This window comes from Roseibium sp. (assembly GCF_965276855.1).
Lineage (GTDB): Bacteria > Pseudomonadota > Alphaproteobacteria > Rhizobiales > Stappiaceae > Roseibium.
Genome location: NZ_OZ255700.1, coordinates 620,200 through 637,554, shown reverse-complemented (window position 1 = coordinate 637,554; position 17,355 = coordinate 620,200). Strand labels below are relative to the sequence as shown.

The 17,355-nt window shown below is 55.4% G+C and carries 15 protein-coding genes; 5 read left to right on the top strand and 10 right to left on the bottom strand.

Going from position 1 to position 17,355, the window contains the following annotated elements; all coding sequences use genetic code 11:
- Positions 1 to 46: 46 nt before the first annotated feature.
- The 4 genes from ACQY4Z_RS02825 to ACQY4Z_RS02810 all read right to left on the bottom strand — a co-directional run bounded on the left by ACQY4Z_RS02825 (position 47) and on the right by ACQY4Z_RS02810 (position 4,805).
- Entirely contained in the window at positions 47 to 1,315 is a 1,269-nt protein-coding gene (locus ACQY4Z_RS02825) for an O-antigen ligase family protein (protein WP_428526495.1), read from the bottom strand.
- Positions 1,312 to 2,913, bottom strand: a complete 1,602-nt coding sequence (locus ACQY4Z_RS02820) for an undecaprenyl-phosphate glucose phosphotransferase (RefSeq protein ID WP_428526493.1) — start codon at positions 2,911 to 2,913, stop codon at positions 1,312 to 1,314. Before ACQY4Z_RS02820 ends, ACQY4Z_RS02825 begins: the two co-directional genes overlap by 4 nt.
- Positions 2,913 to 4,142, bottom strand: coding sequence for a glycosyltransferase (locus ACQY4Z_RS02815; protein WP_428526491.1), 1,230 nt, complete (start codon positions 4,140 to 4,142; stop codon positions 2,913 to 2,915). The genes ACQY4Z_RS02820 and ACQY4Z_RS02815 overlap by 1 nt, the downstream gene beginning before the upstream one ends.
- Positions 4,143 to 4,247: 105 nt before the next feature.
- Entirely contained in the window at positions 4,248 to 4,805 is a 558-nt protein-coding gene (locus tag ACQY4Z_RS02810) for a polysaccharide biosynthesis/export family protein (protein ID WP_428526489.1), read from the bottom strand.
- 196 nt (positions 4,806 to 5,001) lie between these two features.
- Between ACQY4Z_RS02810 and ACQY4Z_RS02805 the strand changes: the two genes are divergently transcribed.
- The gene (locus tag ACQY4Z_RS02805; protein ID WP_428526487.1) at positions 5,002 to 7,377 is read left to right on the top strand and encodes a succinoglycan transporter; all 2,376 of its coding nucleotides are present in this window, start codon (positions 5,002 to 5,004) and stop codon (positions 7,375 to 7,377) included.
- A 36-nt stretch (positions 7,378 to 7,413) separates the two neighbouring features.
- Here ACQY4Z_RS02805 and ACQY4Z_RS02800 read toward each other — a convergent pair whose 3' ends face one another.
- Positions 7,414 to 8,616 carry a GNAT family N-acetyltransferase gene (locus tag ACQY4Z_RS02800; protein WP_428526485.1) on the bottom strand — a complete coding sequence of 401 codons (1,203 nt, stop codon included), beginning with the start codon at positions 8,614 to 8,616 and terminating at the stop codon, positions 7,414 to 7,416.
- A gap of 153 nt (positions 8,617 to 8,769) precedes the next feature.
- Here ACQY4Z_RS02800 and ACQY4Z_RS02795 point away from each other — a divergent pair, with 153 nt between their 5' ends.
- A complete protein-coding gene (locus ACQY4Z_RS02795) occupies positions 8,770 to 9,843 on the top strand; it encodes a polysaccharide deacetylase family protein (RefSeq protein ID WP_428526483.1) in 1,074 nt (357 codons plus the stop codon).
- Positions 9,844 to 9,875: 32 nt separating this feature from the next.
- Here ACQY4Z_RS02795 and ACQY4Z_RS02790 read toward each other — a convergent pair whose 3' ends face one another.
- Complete coding sequence (locus ACQY4Z_RS02790) at positions 9,876 to 10,088, bottom strand: DUF2842 domain-containing protein (protein ID WP_428526481.1); 213 nt, start codon at positions 10,086 to 10,088, stop codon at positions 9,876 to 9,878.
- Between the two features lie 136 nt (positions 10,089 to 10,224).
- On the opposite strand from ACQY4Z_RS02790, the gene ACQY4Z_RS02785 reads away from it, so the two are divergent.
- A complete protein-coding gene (locus ACQY4Z_RS02785; RefSeq protein WP_428526479.1) occupies positions 10,225 to 11,352 on the top strand; it encodes a COX15/CtaA family protein in 1,128 nt (375 codons plus the stop codon).
- A gap of 71 nt (positions 11,353 to 11,423) precedes the next feature.
- Here ACQY4Z_RS02785 and ACQY4Z_RS02780 read toward each other — a convergent pair whose 3' ends face one another.
- From ACQY4Z_RS02780 to ACQY4Z_RS02770, 3 genes are all read right to left on the bottom strand, one after another.
- Positions 11,424 to 12,704, bottom strand: a complete 1,281-nt coding sequence (locus ACQY4Z_RS02780; protein ID WP_428526477.1) for an O-acetylhomoserine aminocarboxypropyltransferase — start codon at positions 12,702 to 12,704, stop codon at positions 11,424 to 11,426.
- 1,045 nt (positions 12,705 to 13,749) lie between these two features.
- Positions 13,750 to 14,280 carry a CoA-binding protein gene (locus ACQY4Z_RS02775; RefSeq protein ID WP_428529691.1) on the bottom strand — a complete coding sequence of 177 codons (531 nt, stop codon included), beginning with the start codon at positions 14,278 to 14,280 and terminating at the stop codon, positions 13,750 to 13,752.
- Positions 14,281 to 14,285: 5 nt separating this feature from the next.
- Complete coding sequence (locus ACQY4Z_RS02770) at positions 14,286 to 15,107, bottom strand: enoyl-CoA hydratase (protein WP_428526475.1); 822 nt, start codon at positions 15,105 to 15,107, stop codon at positions 14,286 to 14,288.
- Between the two features lie 102 nt (positions 15,108 to 15,209).
- On the opposite strand from ACQY4Z_RS02770, the gene ACQY4Z_RS02765 reads away from it, so the two are divergent.
- Positions 15,210 to 16,097, top strand: a complete 888-nt coding sequence (locus tag ACQY4Z_RS02765; RefSeq protein WP_428526473.1) for a DUF1194 domain-containing protein — start codon at positions 15,210 to 15,212, stop codon at positions 16,095 to 16,097.
- Between the two features lie 11 nt (positions 16,098 to 16,108).
- Here the strand turns inward: ACQY4Z_RS02765 and ACQY4Z_RS02760 are convergent, their stop codons facing one another.
- On the bottom strand, positions 16,109 to 16,450 hold the full coding sequence (locus tag ACQY4Z_RS02760; protein ID WP_428526471.1) for a hypothetical protein: 342 nt from the start codon (positions 16,448 to 16,450) through the stop codon (positions 16,109 to 16,111).
- A 218-nt stretch (positions 16,451 to 16,668) separates the two neighbouring features.
- Here ACQY4Z_RS02760 and ACQY4Z_RS02755 point away from each other — a divergent pair, with 218 nt between their 5' ends.
- Entirely contained in the window at positions 16,669 to 17,355 is a 687-nt protein-coding gene (locus ACQY4Z_RS02755) for a DUF2161 domain-containing phosphodiesterase (RefSeq protein ID WP_428526469.1), read from the top strand.

Below are 17,355 nucleotides of genomic sequence, written 5' to 3'. Positions count from 1 at the left end.
GATTGGCGCCCGGAAAACAGGGATCATTGCGAACCAGGTCCCGGTGTCAAACCAATTGGGAATTCCGCCTGTTCCGGCGTTTCCGACGGCACCGTTCCAGCTTGTCCGCCGCAATCAGCCCCCAGGCAAGGCCATAAAGCATGAACAAATGCCGCCAGTGATCGGTGTCGATAACGACGGAAAGCAACAAGTGCGCGACAAAAACCGCAAAAACAGCTTGTACGAACGGGGTCCACGGGCGGGATTTGAAGATCAGCGGAAGGAACGCACAGACCGTCCATATGGCCATGACGATGTAGGCAATGCCGCCCATCCAGCCGTAGGTTGTAAAGGCCTTCAAATAAACATTGTGTTCGTCTTCACCGAAAATCTTGCCGAACTCCAGCGCGCCAAGGCCGAGCGGGTGCTCCATCACCATCTGGAAGCCGAGGCCATACCGGGCAAAACGGCCGAGACGTCCACCATCATAGTCCTGCACAAGGCGGGCACGCTGGGCGAACATGTCTGAAACAGTATCGAAGGAAAGAGCCACTGTTAGAAGTATCGCGCAGAAGAAAACCCCGGCCATACCGATCAGGATCAAGCGGCCCCGGCGGGCAAGATCCTGTTCGGTCACGAGCTGGATCGCATAAAGCAGCATCAGGGATACAAGCAACACACCCCAGGCGCCGCGAGAGAAACTGAGGAAGATCCCCGTAAGCAGAACGCTCAGTGGCAGTAAGACGTAAAGATTGCGCAAGGCGGGTCCGCGCAAGAACCTTAGAATGAGGAGTAGGGTTGGCAGAACCAGAAACGGACCAAAAACGTTGGGGTCCTGAAAGGTGCCACGAGCGCGTTCGAAGCGGGTAAAATACTCGGCTCCAGGAAAAAGATTCATATAGCCGGCGATCCCGAAGAGGGCAGCAATTACCGCTCCGATGATGTAGCCGCGCTCAATGATCCGGCTGCGTTCGGGCTTGTCACTTAAGATTGCGGCGTAGAAGATTGCCGTGATCGCAAGAAAACCGGAGACGGCAGCGTACATGAGCGCATCGCCGAAATCCTCTGCGAGCGGCACCGAGGCCAGACCGCCGGCGGTAAATACCATCATGAGCACGATCAGCGGTGCAAACTCGCGGCGCAGCTTGAGCCCGCATGCCAGCCAGATGACGGTGAGTGCCACCATATAGAGTTCATAGGGAGCCGGTTCTTCAATCACGAAAGCTGACAGAAAGGCCGCCAGCCACAAGGCACCATTGCCCAGCGACCTGACCGACAGGCCGAAGAGCGGCGGGGCCACAAGCGCCCGCCCGTCATGGGCGGCCCAGACGGTCAATAGGCGTTCTCCGTATTCAGGAGTTTCAGTGGTGTCAGGAACAGGATCTTCAGATCAAACAGGATCGACCAGTTTTCGATATAGTAGACATCGCATTCGACACGCTTCTGGATCTTTTCAGGCGTGTCGACTTCCCCGCGCCAGCCGTTGATCTGTGCCCAGCCGGTCACCCCCGGCTTGACCTTGTGGCGCGCGAAGTAGCCGTCAACCACGTCGTCCCAGGTCTCATTGTTGGTGTGAGCGTTGACAGCATGGGGGCGGGGGCCCACGAGCGACAAGCTTCCGGCAAGAACATTGAAGAGTTGCGGCAGCTCATCAATCGACGTCTTGCGGATAATGCGCCCGACCTTGGTCACCCGGGGGTCGCCCTTGGTCACCACCTTTTTCGCATCCGGGTCGGCCATGTCTGTGTACATGGACCGGAACTTCAACACCTCAATGATCTCGTTGTTGAATCCATACCGCTTCTGCCGGAAGATGACCGGGCCTTTGCTGTCCAGCTTGATGGCGATGATCGCGCCAATCATCACCGGTGCGAGACAAACAATTGCGATCACAGAGAACACAACGTCAAAGATCCTCTTGGCAACCATGTCCCAATCGGCGATCGGTTTTTCAGCCACATCCACAAAAGGCACGGTACCGATGAAGGACGTGCCCCGGTCACGGAACCGCACCTTGTCGGTATGTGCCGACAGGCGGATATCGACCGGGAGAACCCATAGGGTTTTCAAAAGCTCCAGAACACGTTTTTCAGCGCGCAGCGGAATGCAGACAATCAGCATGTCGATGCGGGCAAGGCGGGCAAATTCAACAAGAGCGCTGATGTTGCCGAGTTTCGGGTAGCCGGCTACGACCGGCGGCGACCGGTCGTCAAAGATCCCGCAGATGCGTATGTCGTTGTCCTGTTGCGCTTCCAGATCGTGGATCAGTTCCTGGGCAGCCGTGCCGCCGCCAACGATGATCGCACGCCGCTCCAGGCTTCCGGATCTCGTCCAGTTCCGCGCCAGTCGTGAGAGTATAAGCCGGGAGAGGCAAAGGCCGACAAGGCCCATGCTGTACCAAGCGCCGATCCAGGCGTCAGAGACACTGGACCCAAGACCCGTTGCCGTGCGCAAAACAGCAAACATCGCAAAGACCAGCGTCCAGCCCGCCGAGACCCGGCCGATTTGGGCCAATCGCTGACGCATGACCGGAACTTGGTAGACATCGGAGGCCTGAAAGAAGGCGAGTGTGAAGAGGACTGCCAGTCCTGCGGCGAGCGCATGGATACCTGTCAGACTGCTGGCGCCCGGCCCGATTAACAGTGCAATCGTTGCCGAAACAATAATAATCAGGACGTCTATCAACCGGACTGTGCCGCCAAGAACCGGAACGGAAATACCGCGCTTTCCGAGGTTCTGGGCAATATCGAGCGCATCAAGCGAAAGACTGGTATTCGCAAAATCCTCAAACGAGATTTTGGTCGCGTCTCTTGATGCCAAAGGAGATTGGCGCAGGCGGTTCTCAAGATGACCTCTGACGCCCGGTTGAGCGGCAGGCGTTGGTGCGCTTGCCGCCGCTCCCTGTTCGGCTCTATCGTATGCGGGTTCGCTCATTACTGCTGGCTCGATCTCGCATAGACAGAAGAGATGGCAGAGACTTGCTTGGCCGCGAGCTCGGGCTGTTGAACCGGGGCTTCACTGGGGGCAATGCCGAGCGCATCCATGTAGACCGAATTGATCCGATCGGTCATCAAGTCCGTGGAAAAGGTTTCCGCAAGACAGGGCCGCATTTCAATGGCTTCTGCCTGTTTTCTCTCGGGGGTTGCCAAGGCGTCTTCCATGGCAAGGGTCAATTGCGTGATCTGCCCAGGTTCGATCAACCGGTTCGCAAACCTGCCGAAAATCTCCGGGATCCCGCCGGCTCGGGTTGCGATCAGGGGGCGCTGCGCGGCGACCGTCTCGAGAATGATGTATGGCATGGCCTCTGCCCTGGATGGTATGACCACCGTTTTCGCAAGCTTGAAGGCCTCGCGTGCTTTCATCGGACCAGTGAAGGTAACCGATCCGGTCAAGCCGAGTTTTTCGACCATTTCACGGTACCGCGGTTCGTCCGGTCCATCTCCAACAAGGATGGCTGACGGTGCTTTCCCGAGCTTTAGGCGCAGATTGTAAAGTGCTTCGATAAAAAGGTCAGGTCCCTTGAGATCTCGCAGCATGCCAATGAAAACGAAATCCGCAGCATCGTCATTCGCTGTCACCGGTTCAAAGTCCTGCTTCGAAAGACCATTATAAACTATGCGATTTGTGGCACTGGCAGTGCCGATCTTGGTCTCGTAAGCGGCGCTTTCATAGTCAGAGACAAATATCAGGCCATCCGTAACCCGTCCCAAAAGGCGTTCAAGCGTGTGGTAGATGCGGCCTTCGAGCCGGTGCGGGTGATAATGCAGGCTCCCCCCGTGCGGCGAATAGATGCGAACAGGTCTTTGGCCCCGCAGCCCGAGAAATGTGCCGATCAACCGGGCGTAGGCACCGCCTTTGGCGCCATGGCCATGCAGTACCGTTGGTTTCAGATCTCTGATATGGCGGTAAAGAGCGCGGGTCGCCGAGAAGTCCTGGACCGTCAGTTGACGGCGCATCGGGAAACGGGCTAGCCCCAGGGACAATGATGAGCGCAGTTCTTCAATCTGGGCGTCCTCAAAGGCGCCGCCGGTTGTGCTGTCGCAAATGAGGCCGACTTTATGTCCTAAAGCTTCCTGGCAGCGCGCCAGATCGCGGACATGACGGAAAATCCCGCCGACCGGCGCGCGGACGCAGTGCACGATCCGCATTGGAGGCGTTGTCATGGTGCAATATCCCTGTTTTTGCTTTCAGGCTTCTAGGTGAGCCCGTTCCGCAGTCAGGTTGCACAATAACAAAGGGAAATGAGTCCGCGGTTAATTCGCGGCTTGTTAGAAATAGCGCTCCCGGACGTAAATTGTGTCCCCCGGTCGGACAGGATCCGAAATCGGAACGCGTCCGTTTAGAATTTCACCGTTAATTTGACGGGTGATATCGACGTCTTCCTGGCGGGCCCGAGAGCTGAAACCACCCGCTGTCGCGATCGCGTTTTGGACGGTCATGCCGGCAACATAGTTGTATTGGCCTGCATTTTGCACTTCTCCCATGACGAAAACGGGCCGATATGTGTCTACCTCAACCGAGACGTCGGGATCGCGAATGTAGCCCTGCCGCAGTTTGGCGGCGATTTCGGCAGCCAGCCCCTGTTGTGTTTTGCCGCGTGCGGCGACGCTTCCAACAAGCGGGAAGGAAATATACCCTGCCTGATCAATAACATAAGTGTTGGATAGATCATCCTGGCCAAACACGATGATGCGCAGCCGGTCGCTGGAATCCAGGCGGTACGGCTGGGTCAAGGTTTCATGAAATGCTGTCGGCGGTTGCCGGTACCCACTGCACGCAGCAAGTCCCAGGCACAACGCCGGTACCAGAAGCGCTCTCATTCGCATCAACGACTCTCCTACAATTCCGCAAGAGGATCGCAAGGTATGGTTAATTGAGGGTGAAGACGGAATTGCGGGAATAGATTGGGTGTCATTTATGCGTATGCACAAATTAACGTCTGTTCCAGCCAGCCGTGTTGAAGCTTAACCGAACGCTTACCATAATTGGACATAATTCGCCGCATATCTGGAGAGAAGTAACATGGATTCTGGGCGGCAGACCTATTCAGACGATGACATGGCGTTGGATCTCGGCGGGCTTTTAAAGGCTTTGGCGAGGTCGTTGCTGTGGCTTATTCCCCTGACGCTCTTGGTCGCGACGGGTGTGTTTCTCGCCCTGCAGTTCGTCGCGCCCAAGTATATGGGCGAAGCCCGGGTTCTGATCGAAAGCACGGATATCAACATTCCGGGAGGGACACGGGGTGTCGAGGGTGAACGGGCCCTGCTGGATACCGAAGGCGTTGCGAGCCAGATCCAACTGTTGATGGCAACCGATCTTGCACGCAAAGTTGCCCGGAAAATGGATCTAGCCGCAATTCCGGAGTTCGGAGCCCGTGGTGGCATGTCGTTTCTGGACAAGGTGCTGACAACGCTCGGATTCAGCCGCAATCCAGCAGGCGATACTGCCGAAGAACGGGTGCTTAAGCATTACTACGAGAATTTGGAAATCTACCGGCTCGACGAATCCCGGGTGATCGCCGTCGATTACGCAGCCGAAGATCCTCTTCTGGCCTCCGAAGTTGCCAACACCATAGTTGATGAGTTTCTTGCACTGCAGTCCAGTGCCAAGCGGCAGACAACTGAAATCACCTCCGCCGCTCTGGAGCCGCAGATCGTAGAGTTGCGGAAAAAAGTCCAGTCGGCCCGTCAAGCTGTTGCTGATTTCAGAGCGCGCGCTGATCTTTTGATTGGAGCGGACAACATTCCGCTTAATCAACAGCAACTGGCGGATACGAGCAGCGACTATTCGGCGGCTCAAGCTGCAAAGGCGGAAGCGCAGGCCAAGGCCGAACTGATCCGCGAACTTTTGAATTCCGGTGGATCTTTAGAGACTGCAACGGATGTCCTGAATTCTCAATTGATTCAGCGTTTGCGCGAACGACAAGTTGAAATCCAGTCCAACATCGCCGAACTGTCGATTACGCTTCTGCCCAACCATCCGCAGATCAAGGCCCTGCAATCTCAGCTCAATGATTACGACCGTCAGATTCGTTCCGAAGCGCGAAAAGTACTGGAAGGGCTGGAAAACGATGCGCGGGTCGCGAGCCAACAAGCGCTGGCGCTGGAGCGGCGCCTGGAGGAATTGAAGGTCGCAGCAGCCAAATCCAATGCCGATCAGGCCCGCCTCAGCGAGTTGGAGCGGGAAGCCGATGCGAAGGCGGCTCAACTTGATCAGTTGCTTTTGAGTTTTCAGGAAGCCGATACCCGGTTGCGGGCGCAGATCCTGCCGGCGGATGCCCGAATTGTGTCCCGGGCCAACGTTCCAGTGGAGCCGTTTTCTCCAAAACTCGTTTCGAGCACCATAATTGCGGCGCTGGTTACGTTCATTTTGGGGACGGCGTTCGTAATCATGCGCGAATTGTTGACCGGCCGCGCCCTCTATTCGCCTGCTCAGTCTGCAGGAGCAGGCCGTCCTGGAATTGAATCAGCACAAGCGCCGGTGCCGCCGGCACGAAATTCTGGCGGAGCCTTCACGTGGGGACCTTCCTACGCGGGGGGTTATCAGAATTACAGTTTCGGTAGCGACTTCGCATCGGGCCCTGATGTCGATAAGGCCGACGAGCCTCCCGTTGAGACGGAGCCTGCAGTTGGCGGCAATTCGGAGCCTGTGCTGATCGACGAGGAAAATAACAAGGGATCCAACCGGCGGTCGAGGCGTCTGAACAGTTATGATCAAGATGTTGCGCCGGATTGGCTTGGTGCAATGCGTTCAACACGGAACGACGAGGCTGTCAAACCGGAAGACGCAGATGTCGAGATGCAGGCTGCGCCAACTCTGCCATCCGACCAGCCACAAGTGGCTGCCGAAGTTGATCCGTCGGGCCGGATCGTTGTTTTAAGCGTTGATGAACCGGACCTGTCCCACAGTCTTGCTTTTGATCTCGCCCGGCGTGCGGCCGGGAAGGGGAACACAGCGCTGTTTCTTGAAGTCTTTCCTGAGCAGGTGAATGCGCGAGGAGCCGAAGGATTTTCAGATATCGTTTCCGGAGCTGCTCCCTTCGCCAAGGTTGTCTACCGGGATGCAGGGTCACGAGCGCATATCATCGAGGCCGGACGTGTCGGGATTACCGACGAGATGGTTGAATCCGATCGTTTCAAACTGGCACTCGATGCAATGCAGAAGACCTATCACACAATTGTTGTGGATCTTGGCGCGATCGACGGAACGCTCGCCAGTGCCCGCATGTTGAGCTTTGCAGACCGTGTGCTGATTGCTGCGGACGGGCCAGACCACAATCATGAACTCGAAAGCGCGGCCAATCTTTTGGCACACAATACAGGCGCGGATGTTGAGATTGTCATTCAAGGTGGTCCCGGTTCAGGGCCTCGGCGCAATGGGGATGGTCACGCAGCTTAAGTGTCCGCCACTCTGCGGGGGAGAACTTGAGTCAGCTTAGTGTCTAGATGCGCGCATCCGCCGGAGTTTTTTGACCATTGGCCAAAGCCGCTCCGAGTTGCGGATTTGTGATTTCAGGCGCGTCTTAGCCGTTTGAACCGCAGAATAGATCTTACCCTTGGTTGTTCTATAGAACAGGCTATCGTACATGGGTTCCGGTTGGGACCAGCTCGATTTGTAGTGCACTTCGCCGATCCCAAAATCAAAGATAGTAATGTCTGGGTCCGCGCAAAGTCTCTCAACAATTTCTCGGATGAGCACCAGACCCGGACTGTTTTTAAGAAACTCGTCGTGGGCTACACTGTTAGAGTAGGCGTAGAGCGTATCTCGATCTTGCGTACATAAATAGGTTGCTCTGATCTTTCCTCTGATAGACAGTGTCCAGATCTCGAGTGGCCCGTCTTGAATATTGCTCGTTGAGAGTGGTTCAAAAATGCCGGCCGTTTGGCGGAGGAACGCCTTGGCCTCAGCACTCCGAAAGATGTTGGGAACACCAGTAATCCGAGCACGGGCCTCGCGCTGATCCAGAAATGCTTGAAGTCCAGCGTCTATGTCGTCTGGTCGAAGGCATTTTCGGACCTGATAGTCTCCGGCCTCCTGAAGATGCCGTTGTTTGCGGTTGAGATTCTTGCGTGCGGACTTGTTGTGAAAGGTCTTAAATGTATCTTCAAAGTTGGCCGTAACAGATCCACGGTACAGCGGGTTCGGGCTGGTGTGCGCGGTGCCCAGGACTAAGGGGTGCGTCCGGCCGTTCCATTGTAGGGGCACGTTTTGCAGGTTGATGCAATCGGCATTGCTTTCCTCGCAAAGCTGACGAAGCACACTGCAGATCATCTCCGGTCCAACGGCTTCATAAAATGCCTTGTCCCAGAGCCCAGTGTTCTGATTTCCGATCCGCGCGCCCAGAAAGCTCAGAATTCGCACACCGCGGCGGGTGGAAAGAGAAAGGGGCAGCAACAAGACGGGGCGTCCGGCTTTGCGCACCAGCGCGATGCGAGCCTGGCTGCGATCCGCAGCTCCCAAGGTGATCTGGAAGGCTTTGCACCAGAGAAGACTGTGATATGGAGTTCCGATCCCTGCGCTCTCAAGCTGGGTCCACTCCGACGCCAGTTCTTCAAGGTCTTCTGTCAGTTGCAGATCGTCGTTCCCGGATCCCGATCCGGGGTGGGTGCCAGAGATATCTATTGCGGCGGCTGACATGGGAGATCACTCAATGAAACGGGATTGGTTAATCGGTGGTTAGCTATGTTTGGTGGTGCGCTCATTCGACCAAACTCTAGCGAGAAATATCAATAATTCTTAAAGAAAAGGTGCGCTAATGGACCGGTTCCAAACACACGGGCCGAGCGGCTGATGAGCATTCGCCAAACAGCAATTACCAACGCATTCCGGGTTCTGCAGACGACGGGACTGAGCCAACTCTTTGCACCGTTTACGCAAGGCTGCGGCGCTGTGTTCATGTTGCATCGTGTTCGGCCTGCGCGCGCTGGCGGTTTTCAGCCCAACCGGCACCTTGAGATTTCCCCCGAGTTCCTGCGTGCAACGGTGGAGCGGATCAGGGCCAATGGCTACAAGATCATCGCTTTGGATGAAGCGGTTGACCTTCTGAAATCCGGATATGGCCGGGAACGGTATGCGGTTCTGACTTTTGATGACGGCTATCGGGACAATCTGGAATATGCGCTTCCGGTCCTGAAAGAACTTGGCGCACCGTTCACCGTGTTTGTCGCAAGCGGTCTGGTCGACAGGTCGAGTGAGCTATGGTGGTTGGCGCTGGAGCTGATCATAGCCGCGAATGATCAGATCGTTTTCTCGTCTGAGACAGACGAGCCGACAGTCTGCGAAAGCGTCGACGAAAAGTGTTCTTGTTTCAATCGCCTAGTCACTCATTTGAAAAACGATGTAAGCGAAGGAGATCAAAGGGCAATCATTCGGGCCTTGTCGAGCAAGTACGGAATTGAACTCGCTGAGCTCGCGGACCAGGAGATGATGACTTGGGATGAGGTGCGGGCACTGGCATCAGATCCACTCGTCACGATTGGCGCTCACACGCACGATCATTTTGCCCTGGCGCGTCTCCCCGAAGACGCTGCACGGCAGGATATAGAAAAGGGTCTTGAACGGCTCGAAGCGGAATTGGGGCAGCGGCCCAAACACTTCGCGTACCCTTATGGGAAACACAACGCGGTTGACGCGGGCGCTGCCGAGGTTGTCGGCAAATTCGGCTTTGCCTCGGCTGTCACAACATTTCCAGGTGTTTTGCAATCGGCAAGTGCGCGGGACCTGATGCTTTTGCCACGTGTGTCGCTCAACGGTGTTTATCAGGACCCGGCCTTTGTCGATCAGTATCTAACCGGCGCGCCGTTTGCGCTTTACCGGGCCGCCAAATGGCTGACGTCCGGTTTTGGACTGCGCGCTCGAACTTAAACTGCGGGCCCGCACTTAAAACGTAATCGCAGTCAGCTCTTTTTGTCGCGTTCCATCCACCAGATGATGGCACCGGCCGGAATGACCCACGCCAGACCCGCGATTGCAAAGTAAGATAACTGGATGAGTGTGGACGCTTCTTGCAATCGGGGCGAGTCGCCAACCACCATCGCGGTGAGAGCATAGACAATCACGAATAGAACGAGCGCGATCATGCCGATAAATTTGCGGAGCGAGGGAACCATTCTTGACCCGTTCTGTAATCCAAAGAGCGATGATTTGCCGCGACCCGGCCACTAAGGCTTGCCGCTTTTCCCAAGCACCTATATCTCCCGATACCAAAGGTCAAACCGGTAGACGAATTTTGGAGACAACAGGGCAATGACAGTGTCCGCGGACAGCCTGGGAACGGCCAGCCAAACACAAGACATCAAGGACCAGGAATTTATTCGCTCCAGCCGTGCGATGATCCGCTGGTGGCTCTACGGCGTCTGCTTTCTCATTCTTGTGATGGTGGTCGTGGGTGGGGCGACCCGTTTGACCGAATCCGGGCTTTCGATCACGGAATGGAAACCAATCCACGGCGTGATCCCTCCGCTGACAGAGGCGGAGTGGCAGGAAGAGTTGGAAAAATACCGCCAAATCCCGGAATACCAATTGATCAACAAGGGCATGAGCCTTGATGAGTTTAAATTCATCTTCTGGTGGGAATGGGGACACCGTCTGCTCGGACGGGTGATTGGCATTGCCTTTTTTGTCCCCATGGTCGTGTTCTGGGCGTCCGGGCGGATTGAGCCTTGGCTGAAACCACGGTTGGTCGTTGGTCTGGCTCTTGGCGGTCTGCAAGGGTTCGTCGGCTGGTGGATGGTGGCATCGGGATTGGTGGAGAGAACAGATGTCAGCCAGTACCGCTTGGCAACCCACCTGACCCTTGCCTTCATTATCTTTGCGTATCTCTTCTGGATTGCCCGACGACTGGCGCCACATGGTGCGCCGCCGGCTGATACACGCTCCGCGTTGCTGCCGGTTGGCTGGGTGTTTACAGGCCTGCTGTTCTTGCAGCTGTTCATTGGCGGCCTTGTCGCGGGTCTGAACGCCGGTTTCACCTACAATACATGGCCGCTGATGGACGGTCAGATGATCCCGTCGGGTCTGTTGATGCAGTCACCTGTCTGGCTGAATTTCTTTGAAAACGTCCTGACCGTTCAGTTTCAACACCGGATGGTTGCCTATCTTCTGGGTGCTGCTGCGATTTTTCTGGTGTGGCGGACATGCGTTGTAACGGATGCCAAACGGGTCCGTTTGCCAGCGTTTCATTTGGTGGCCTTTGTCTTCCTGCAGATGGTTTTCGGGATCGTCACGTTGCTGGGTTTTGGAAACTACACCGGTGAATTGTCCATGCATCAACTCGGTGTGGCGCTTGTCCACCAGGGCTTTGCTGTCTTCGTGATCGCGGCAACGATAGATTACATGGCAGCCTTGAAAGGCGAGTACTCGATCAGGAACTGACGGATGCACAGGGTTTGAAATGAAAACAGCCCGCTAAACCGGCGGGCTGTTTTTTGTCCGTTAGCTAGTTGTTAGCCAGCGAGGGCCTGCTCCAGATCAGCGATGATGTCATCAACATCTTCGAGACCGACCGAGACCCGGACAACATCCGGGCCAGCGCCTGCAGATGTCTTTTGGTCATCAGACAGCTGGCGGTGGGTGGTGGAGGCCGGGTGAATGATGAGGCTTCGCGTGTCGCCGATATTGGCAAGGTGCGAGAACAACTCGACCTTGGATACCAGGTTCACACCGGCGTCGTACCCGCCTTCAACTCCAAACGTGAAGACAGCTCCGGCACCTTTCGGCATATACTTTTGTTGAAGCGCATGGTGCGGATCTTCCGGGAGGGCAGCATAGGATACCCACTTGACCTTGTCATGCCCTGACAAGTGCAGAGCGACCTTCTTGGCGTTGTCGGAGTGGCGCTGCATGCGGAGCGGCAGGGTCTCGATACCGGTCAGGATCATGAAAGCGTTGAATGGCGAAATCGCCGGGCCAAGATCGCGCAAGCCAAGAACACGGCAGGCGATCGCGAAGGCAAAATTGCCGAAGGTCTCGTGCAGAACCATGTTCTGATATTCCGGCCGCGGCGATGACAGAAGCGGATAGTTGCCTGATGCGGACCAGTCGAAGGATCCACCGTCAACGATGATGCCACCCATCGAGTTGCCGTGGCCGCCCATGAACTTGGTCAGGGAATGCAGGACAATATCGGCGCCATATTCGATTGGCCGACACAGGTATGGAGACGCCATGGTGTTGTCGACGACCAGCGGGACACCCTTTGCCTTGGCTATGGCGGCAATAGCTTCGATGTCGACGATGATCCCACCCGGATTGGCAAGGCTTTCGATGAAGATCGCGCGGGTCTTGTCATCAATCGCAGCCTCGAAAGACGCCATGTCCGATGGATCAGCCCACTTCACGCCCCAGCCGAAGCTTTTGAACGAGTGGTTCAGCTGGTTGATAGAGCCGCCATAGAGTTTGTTGGCTGCGACAATATTATCGCCCGGTTGCATGAGCGTATGGAAGCAGAGAAGCTGCGCCGAGTGGCCGGACGCTGTTGCAAGCGCAGCAGTACCGCCTTCAAGTGCTGCAACGCGCTCTTCAAGCACGGCAGTCGTTGGATTTGTGATGCGGGTGTAAATATTTCCAAAGGCCTGAAGGCCGAACAAGGACGCAGCATGGTCGACATCGTCAAAGACAAACGAGGATGTTTGGTAGATCGGGGTGACCCGAGCACCTGTCGACGGATCTGGTGTTGCGCCCGCGTGGATGGCCAGCGTGGAAAAGCCTGGAATATTTTCGCTCATAAAGAACCTCCCTTGGGTATGTGGCGCGCAGTTTGGCCAAAGCCGTGCTGGAGGTCAAAGAATCGATTTCTGAAACGGCGAAAAAACCGAAAAAACGTTCTTTTTCTGAAAGATAATTGGGGCCGAGGCTAGCTGGTCCCGTTATGGCGTCTTGATAAAGCGCCGGGGCGAGCGTTCATCTCGCTCCAAATTCATGTCCGTTTTCACGACAAGATAGATACCAAACAGGAGAACGCTGGCGGCGAGTGGCATTACCAAAGCGAGGAGGCCCGTATCTATGACTTCGTAAAGCATGGACTCGTCCGATCTCAACAAAGAATTTCTGTGATGAGATTTATGATAAGTGAGGCGTGTGGAGGAATCGGTAAGACCCGGTTCCAAATGAATAATAAAATCTCGAAAATATTGAAGAGAATTTTAAATAATGAGGTGGATTCGGGCGCTGTAATACATTGATGAATTGTTGCTGAAGAAGGGCGAGCAAACCGGCCACCCCAACCCGACCAATACTCATTACGCTGCGTGTTTTGCTCACTCTGACTGGTGTCCTGAGGGAGCGTGCCGTTTCGTCAGCGCAATTTAATCTGAAATGGCCCTGAAGATGAGCAGCATGACGATAGCGACAACCACAACCAAGTGATAGACAGAGAACTGCGTGAACGGATCGACCATGGATGCCTCCTTCGGGAAAAGGTCAACAAGTCGTTAAAGTGTCCGTTCGGGGAATAAAGATAGGACAAAGAAATTCGCTAACACTTTAGTCAACTGTTAATCATTGCCAATTTCTTAAAAATACCTTTGATTGTTTGTTGGTGCTTGTGCAATCATTTGGTGCTGAATTGGTTACTTAATTCTATACCGGTTCTTCGAAATTCTTTTTGTTTTTGAAGCAAATACGAGCCTGCAACCTTGGTTCTGTCCCCAAGATGAGACTGGCAAGCCTCCTATTTTCATGGTCCTGTCTACCGGGTGTCTCAATGTCAAAAAAAAAGAATTCTTTGGTCTTATTCGCGTATCGAAGGGCTCTCCAATGAGAGCGGAGAGCTTAGGTCTTCTTGTTCGGGGACAGTCCCCGATGCTGGAAACCGGCTTTCAGGGCAGGGCGTTTTGAGGACAGCGTCCGGGAATTGACACCGGCCCAACCGATTTCTCCGGACAAGCGCCCATACTCAATCTTGGGACAGCGGTCCATGACCACCTTGATGCCGGCTGCTTCCGCGCGCTGTGCGGCTTCATCGTGGCGCACGGTCAACTGCATCCAGATGACCTTCGGCAGTTGGCCGCTTGCGATCACCTCGTCGACAATTTGGCTGGCTGCCTCCGAGTTCCTGAAAACATCGATCATGTCTGGAGTGTCCGGGAGATCCTCAAGGGATGCATAGACCTTTTGTCCCAGGATCTCCTTGCCCGCTTGTCCAGGATTGATCGGCCAAACATCATAACCTTTGGAAAGCATATATTTCAGCACGAAGTAAGAAGGGCGCACGGTGTTCGCGCTCGCCCCGATCATCGCGATGGTCTTCACCTCATCCAGAATGCCCTTAATGTAGGTGTCGGAATAGCTGTCGTGGTCCATCGGTATCAGCTGTCCGTCCATTCCGGTTTGCGCTTTTGCAGGAAAGCATTGATGCCTTCTTCGGCATCGCGGGCCATCATGTTTTCCACCATGGTGTTTGCTGCAAAGTCGTAGGCGTCCGACAACGGCATTTCGAGTTGACGGTAGAAGGCTTCCTTGCCGATCTTCACGGTATGGGCAGACTTGGAGGAAATGCTTTCCGCGTATTTCTGAACGACCTGCTCCAGATAGTCGCGCGGCACGATCCGGTTGATCAGGCCGAAGTCCTTGGCGGTCGATGCGTCGATGCTTTCGCCGGTCAAAAGCATTTCCATCGCCTGTTTTGGAGCAACGTTCCGGCTCAGTGCGACCATCGGCGTTGAACAAAAGAGGCCGATATTGACGCCAGGCGTGCAGAACGTGGCGGTATCTGTTGCAATTGCCAGATCGCAGGACGCGACCAGCTGACACCCGGCAGCGGTTGCAACACCTGTTACGACAGCAATGACCGGCTTTGGCAGCCGTACGATCTGCTGCATCAGGTCCGAACACTGGCGCATGATCCGCTCGTAGGTCGCCTTGCCGCCGTCAGCTTCGGCCCGCGCACTTGTCAGTTCCTTCAGATCGTGGCCCGCGCAAAAGACCTTGCCCTCTGCGCCGAGGAGAACCACCCGCACATCCGGGTTCTCCGCTGCTTTCGTCAGTTCGGAGGACAAAGCGCTCATCATTTCGCTCGAGAGCGCGTTCATCCGTTCCGGGCGCTGCATGACGATCCGGTACACACCTTCATGCAGAAGCGTTGCCAGCATTGGTTTTTCGGCCATGTCGTTTGCAGCAGCGTCGGTCATGGAAAACTCCCTGAGGTCTCTATTTCAAAGCCTTATAGCTGAACTCCTGTTCGTCGGCGAGTACCCGAAAGGTTGCAGTCAATATTCGTTGCTGACGATCATTTGACACAAAGCGGAGGATTTCCTCTGGTCGGCGGGCCGGACTGCATTATTCTCATTTCTATGAAGAGCCTCGTCTCAACCCTGATCACCGTGATCGCCTTGTTAGTGGGGCAATTTGGTTCAGCTTCCGTCAAAGCGGCTCAACCCGTCGACGTAGCTCTCGTTCTGGCCGTTGATGTCTCGCGGTCCATGTCGGCGGAAGAATTGGCCATACAGCGGGACGGATATGCCGCTGCGATTGCGCATCCATCAGTCATTCGAGCTGTAGAGCAGGGGCTTCATGGCCGGATTGCACTGACCATGTTTGAATGGGCCAACGATGCGCATATTCGCGAGATCGTGCCCTGGACCCTCATTGAAACGCCGCAAGACGCAGAGGGTGTATCAACCATCATCAGCGAAGATCAGACCATTGGTCAGCGCAGAACCTCGATATCCGGTGCAATCCGGTATGCGTCGAAGTTGCTGCTGGATGTCCCTTTTCAGGCGGATCGGCTGGTTATCGACATATCCGGCGATGGGCCCAACAATCAGGGCATCGCTGTGACCCGTGCTCGGGACCTGGCAGTGGAGGCCGGTTTTGTGATCAACGGGTTGCCATTGATGACGACCGGCGGATTTGGCGGCCAGTTCAACATTCCGGATCTCGATGAATACTACCGCCGCTGCGTGATTGGCGGGCCGGGTAGTTTTGTTATTCCGGTAAACGATTGGGCCCAGTTTCCAGAAGCGGTTCGCCGGAAACTGGTCCTGGAAATCGGTGGGCGGGTGCCAGAAGAACCAGCACGCGTCTACCGGGCGCAGATCACGTTCGGCCAGCCTTATGATTGTATGGTCGGCGAGAAGATGTGGCGCAACTTGCGCGAAAGATTTTTTCTCGATCCCTGAGTGTGTGACCCTCAGATCCGTGGCCGACTTGCCCTGATCGCACGCTTTTCGCTGTATGCCTGTACAGCATAAGCTCCGGACATCGCGATCAGGGCCGCAACCAGTCCGATGGCAACATCAACGGCGCCGGAAAAGGGCAGCCTGAACGCGTAGATGAAAATTTCGATGTAGCTGACTGTGAAGTCAATCACGAGACCTATTGCAAGCAAGATTGAAATGCGGTCGCTTCCCCATCCTTTTTGATCGCGGGTCTCGCTCTGGAAGTGTCCGGAAACGCGAAAATACGCCCAAATGATGAACCCGAAGACCGCGGCAGAAAGGGTCATGACCGCAGCAGGTTGTATGATTTCCATTTTGTTGGATCCCTGTTTTAGGAATGCTATCCGGGCGGGGTTGTCCGGGAGTGACGGCGACATGGGAATCAATTGCGGCAACGGCAAGAGGTCACTCAAAATTTCCGGTTCTTGGCATCATCCGGTGTTTGCATCCAATGCAAGGAAGTCGTGGTCAACCTGTATCCGGCTCAGATCGCTGCTGGACCCGCTATTGGCGCAGCCATAGGATCGCATCCATGGCACGCATTCTGGAAACCGAGCTTTATGAGCCGGTCAAGGCATTCTTGGAAAAACAGGGGTATGAGGTGAAGGCCGAAGTAGGGTCGGCCGACATTGTGGCTTGCCGGGGTAACGACGATCCGTTGATCGTGGAACTGAAGACCGGCTTTACCCTCAGCCTGTTTCACCAGGCCGTTGACCGGCAAGGGGTGACCGACTCGGTTTATATCGCCGTTGCGCGGGGCAGCGGGCGCCGGTTTCAAGCGGCGCTAAAAAGTAATCTCAAGCTCGCGCGCAAGCTGGGGCTTGGACTTATTACGGTCCGGCTAGCAGATCAGCTGGTCGAAGTTCACGCTGATCCAGCGCCCTTCACACCGCGCAAGATGAAACCGCGGAAAGACCGGCTTCTGCGTGAATTTGCCCGCCGTGTCGGAGATCCGAATACCGGCGGCTCGACGCGCGTCACACTCGTCACAGCCTACAGGCAAGATGCCATGAGATGTGCTCAGTATTTAAGTGAAAATGGTCCAAGTCGGGGCGCAGAGGTTGCCAAAGCAACTGGCGTTGACCGGGCTACACGGATAATGGCGGATGATCACTACGGGTGGTTCGAACGGGTGGAACGTGGGATTTACGGTTTGACGCCGAAGGGCGAAAAGGCGAGGGAAAACAAGATAGTTGAAGCATCTGAAAGCAAAAAATAA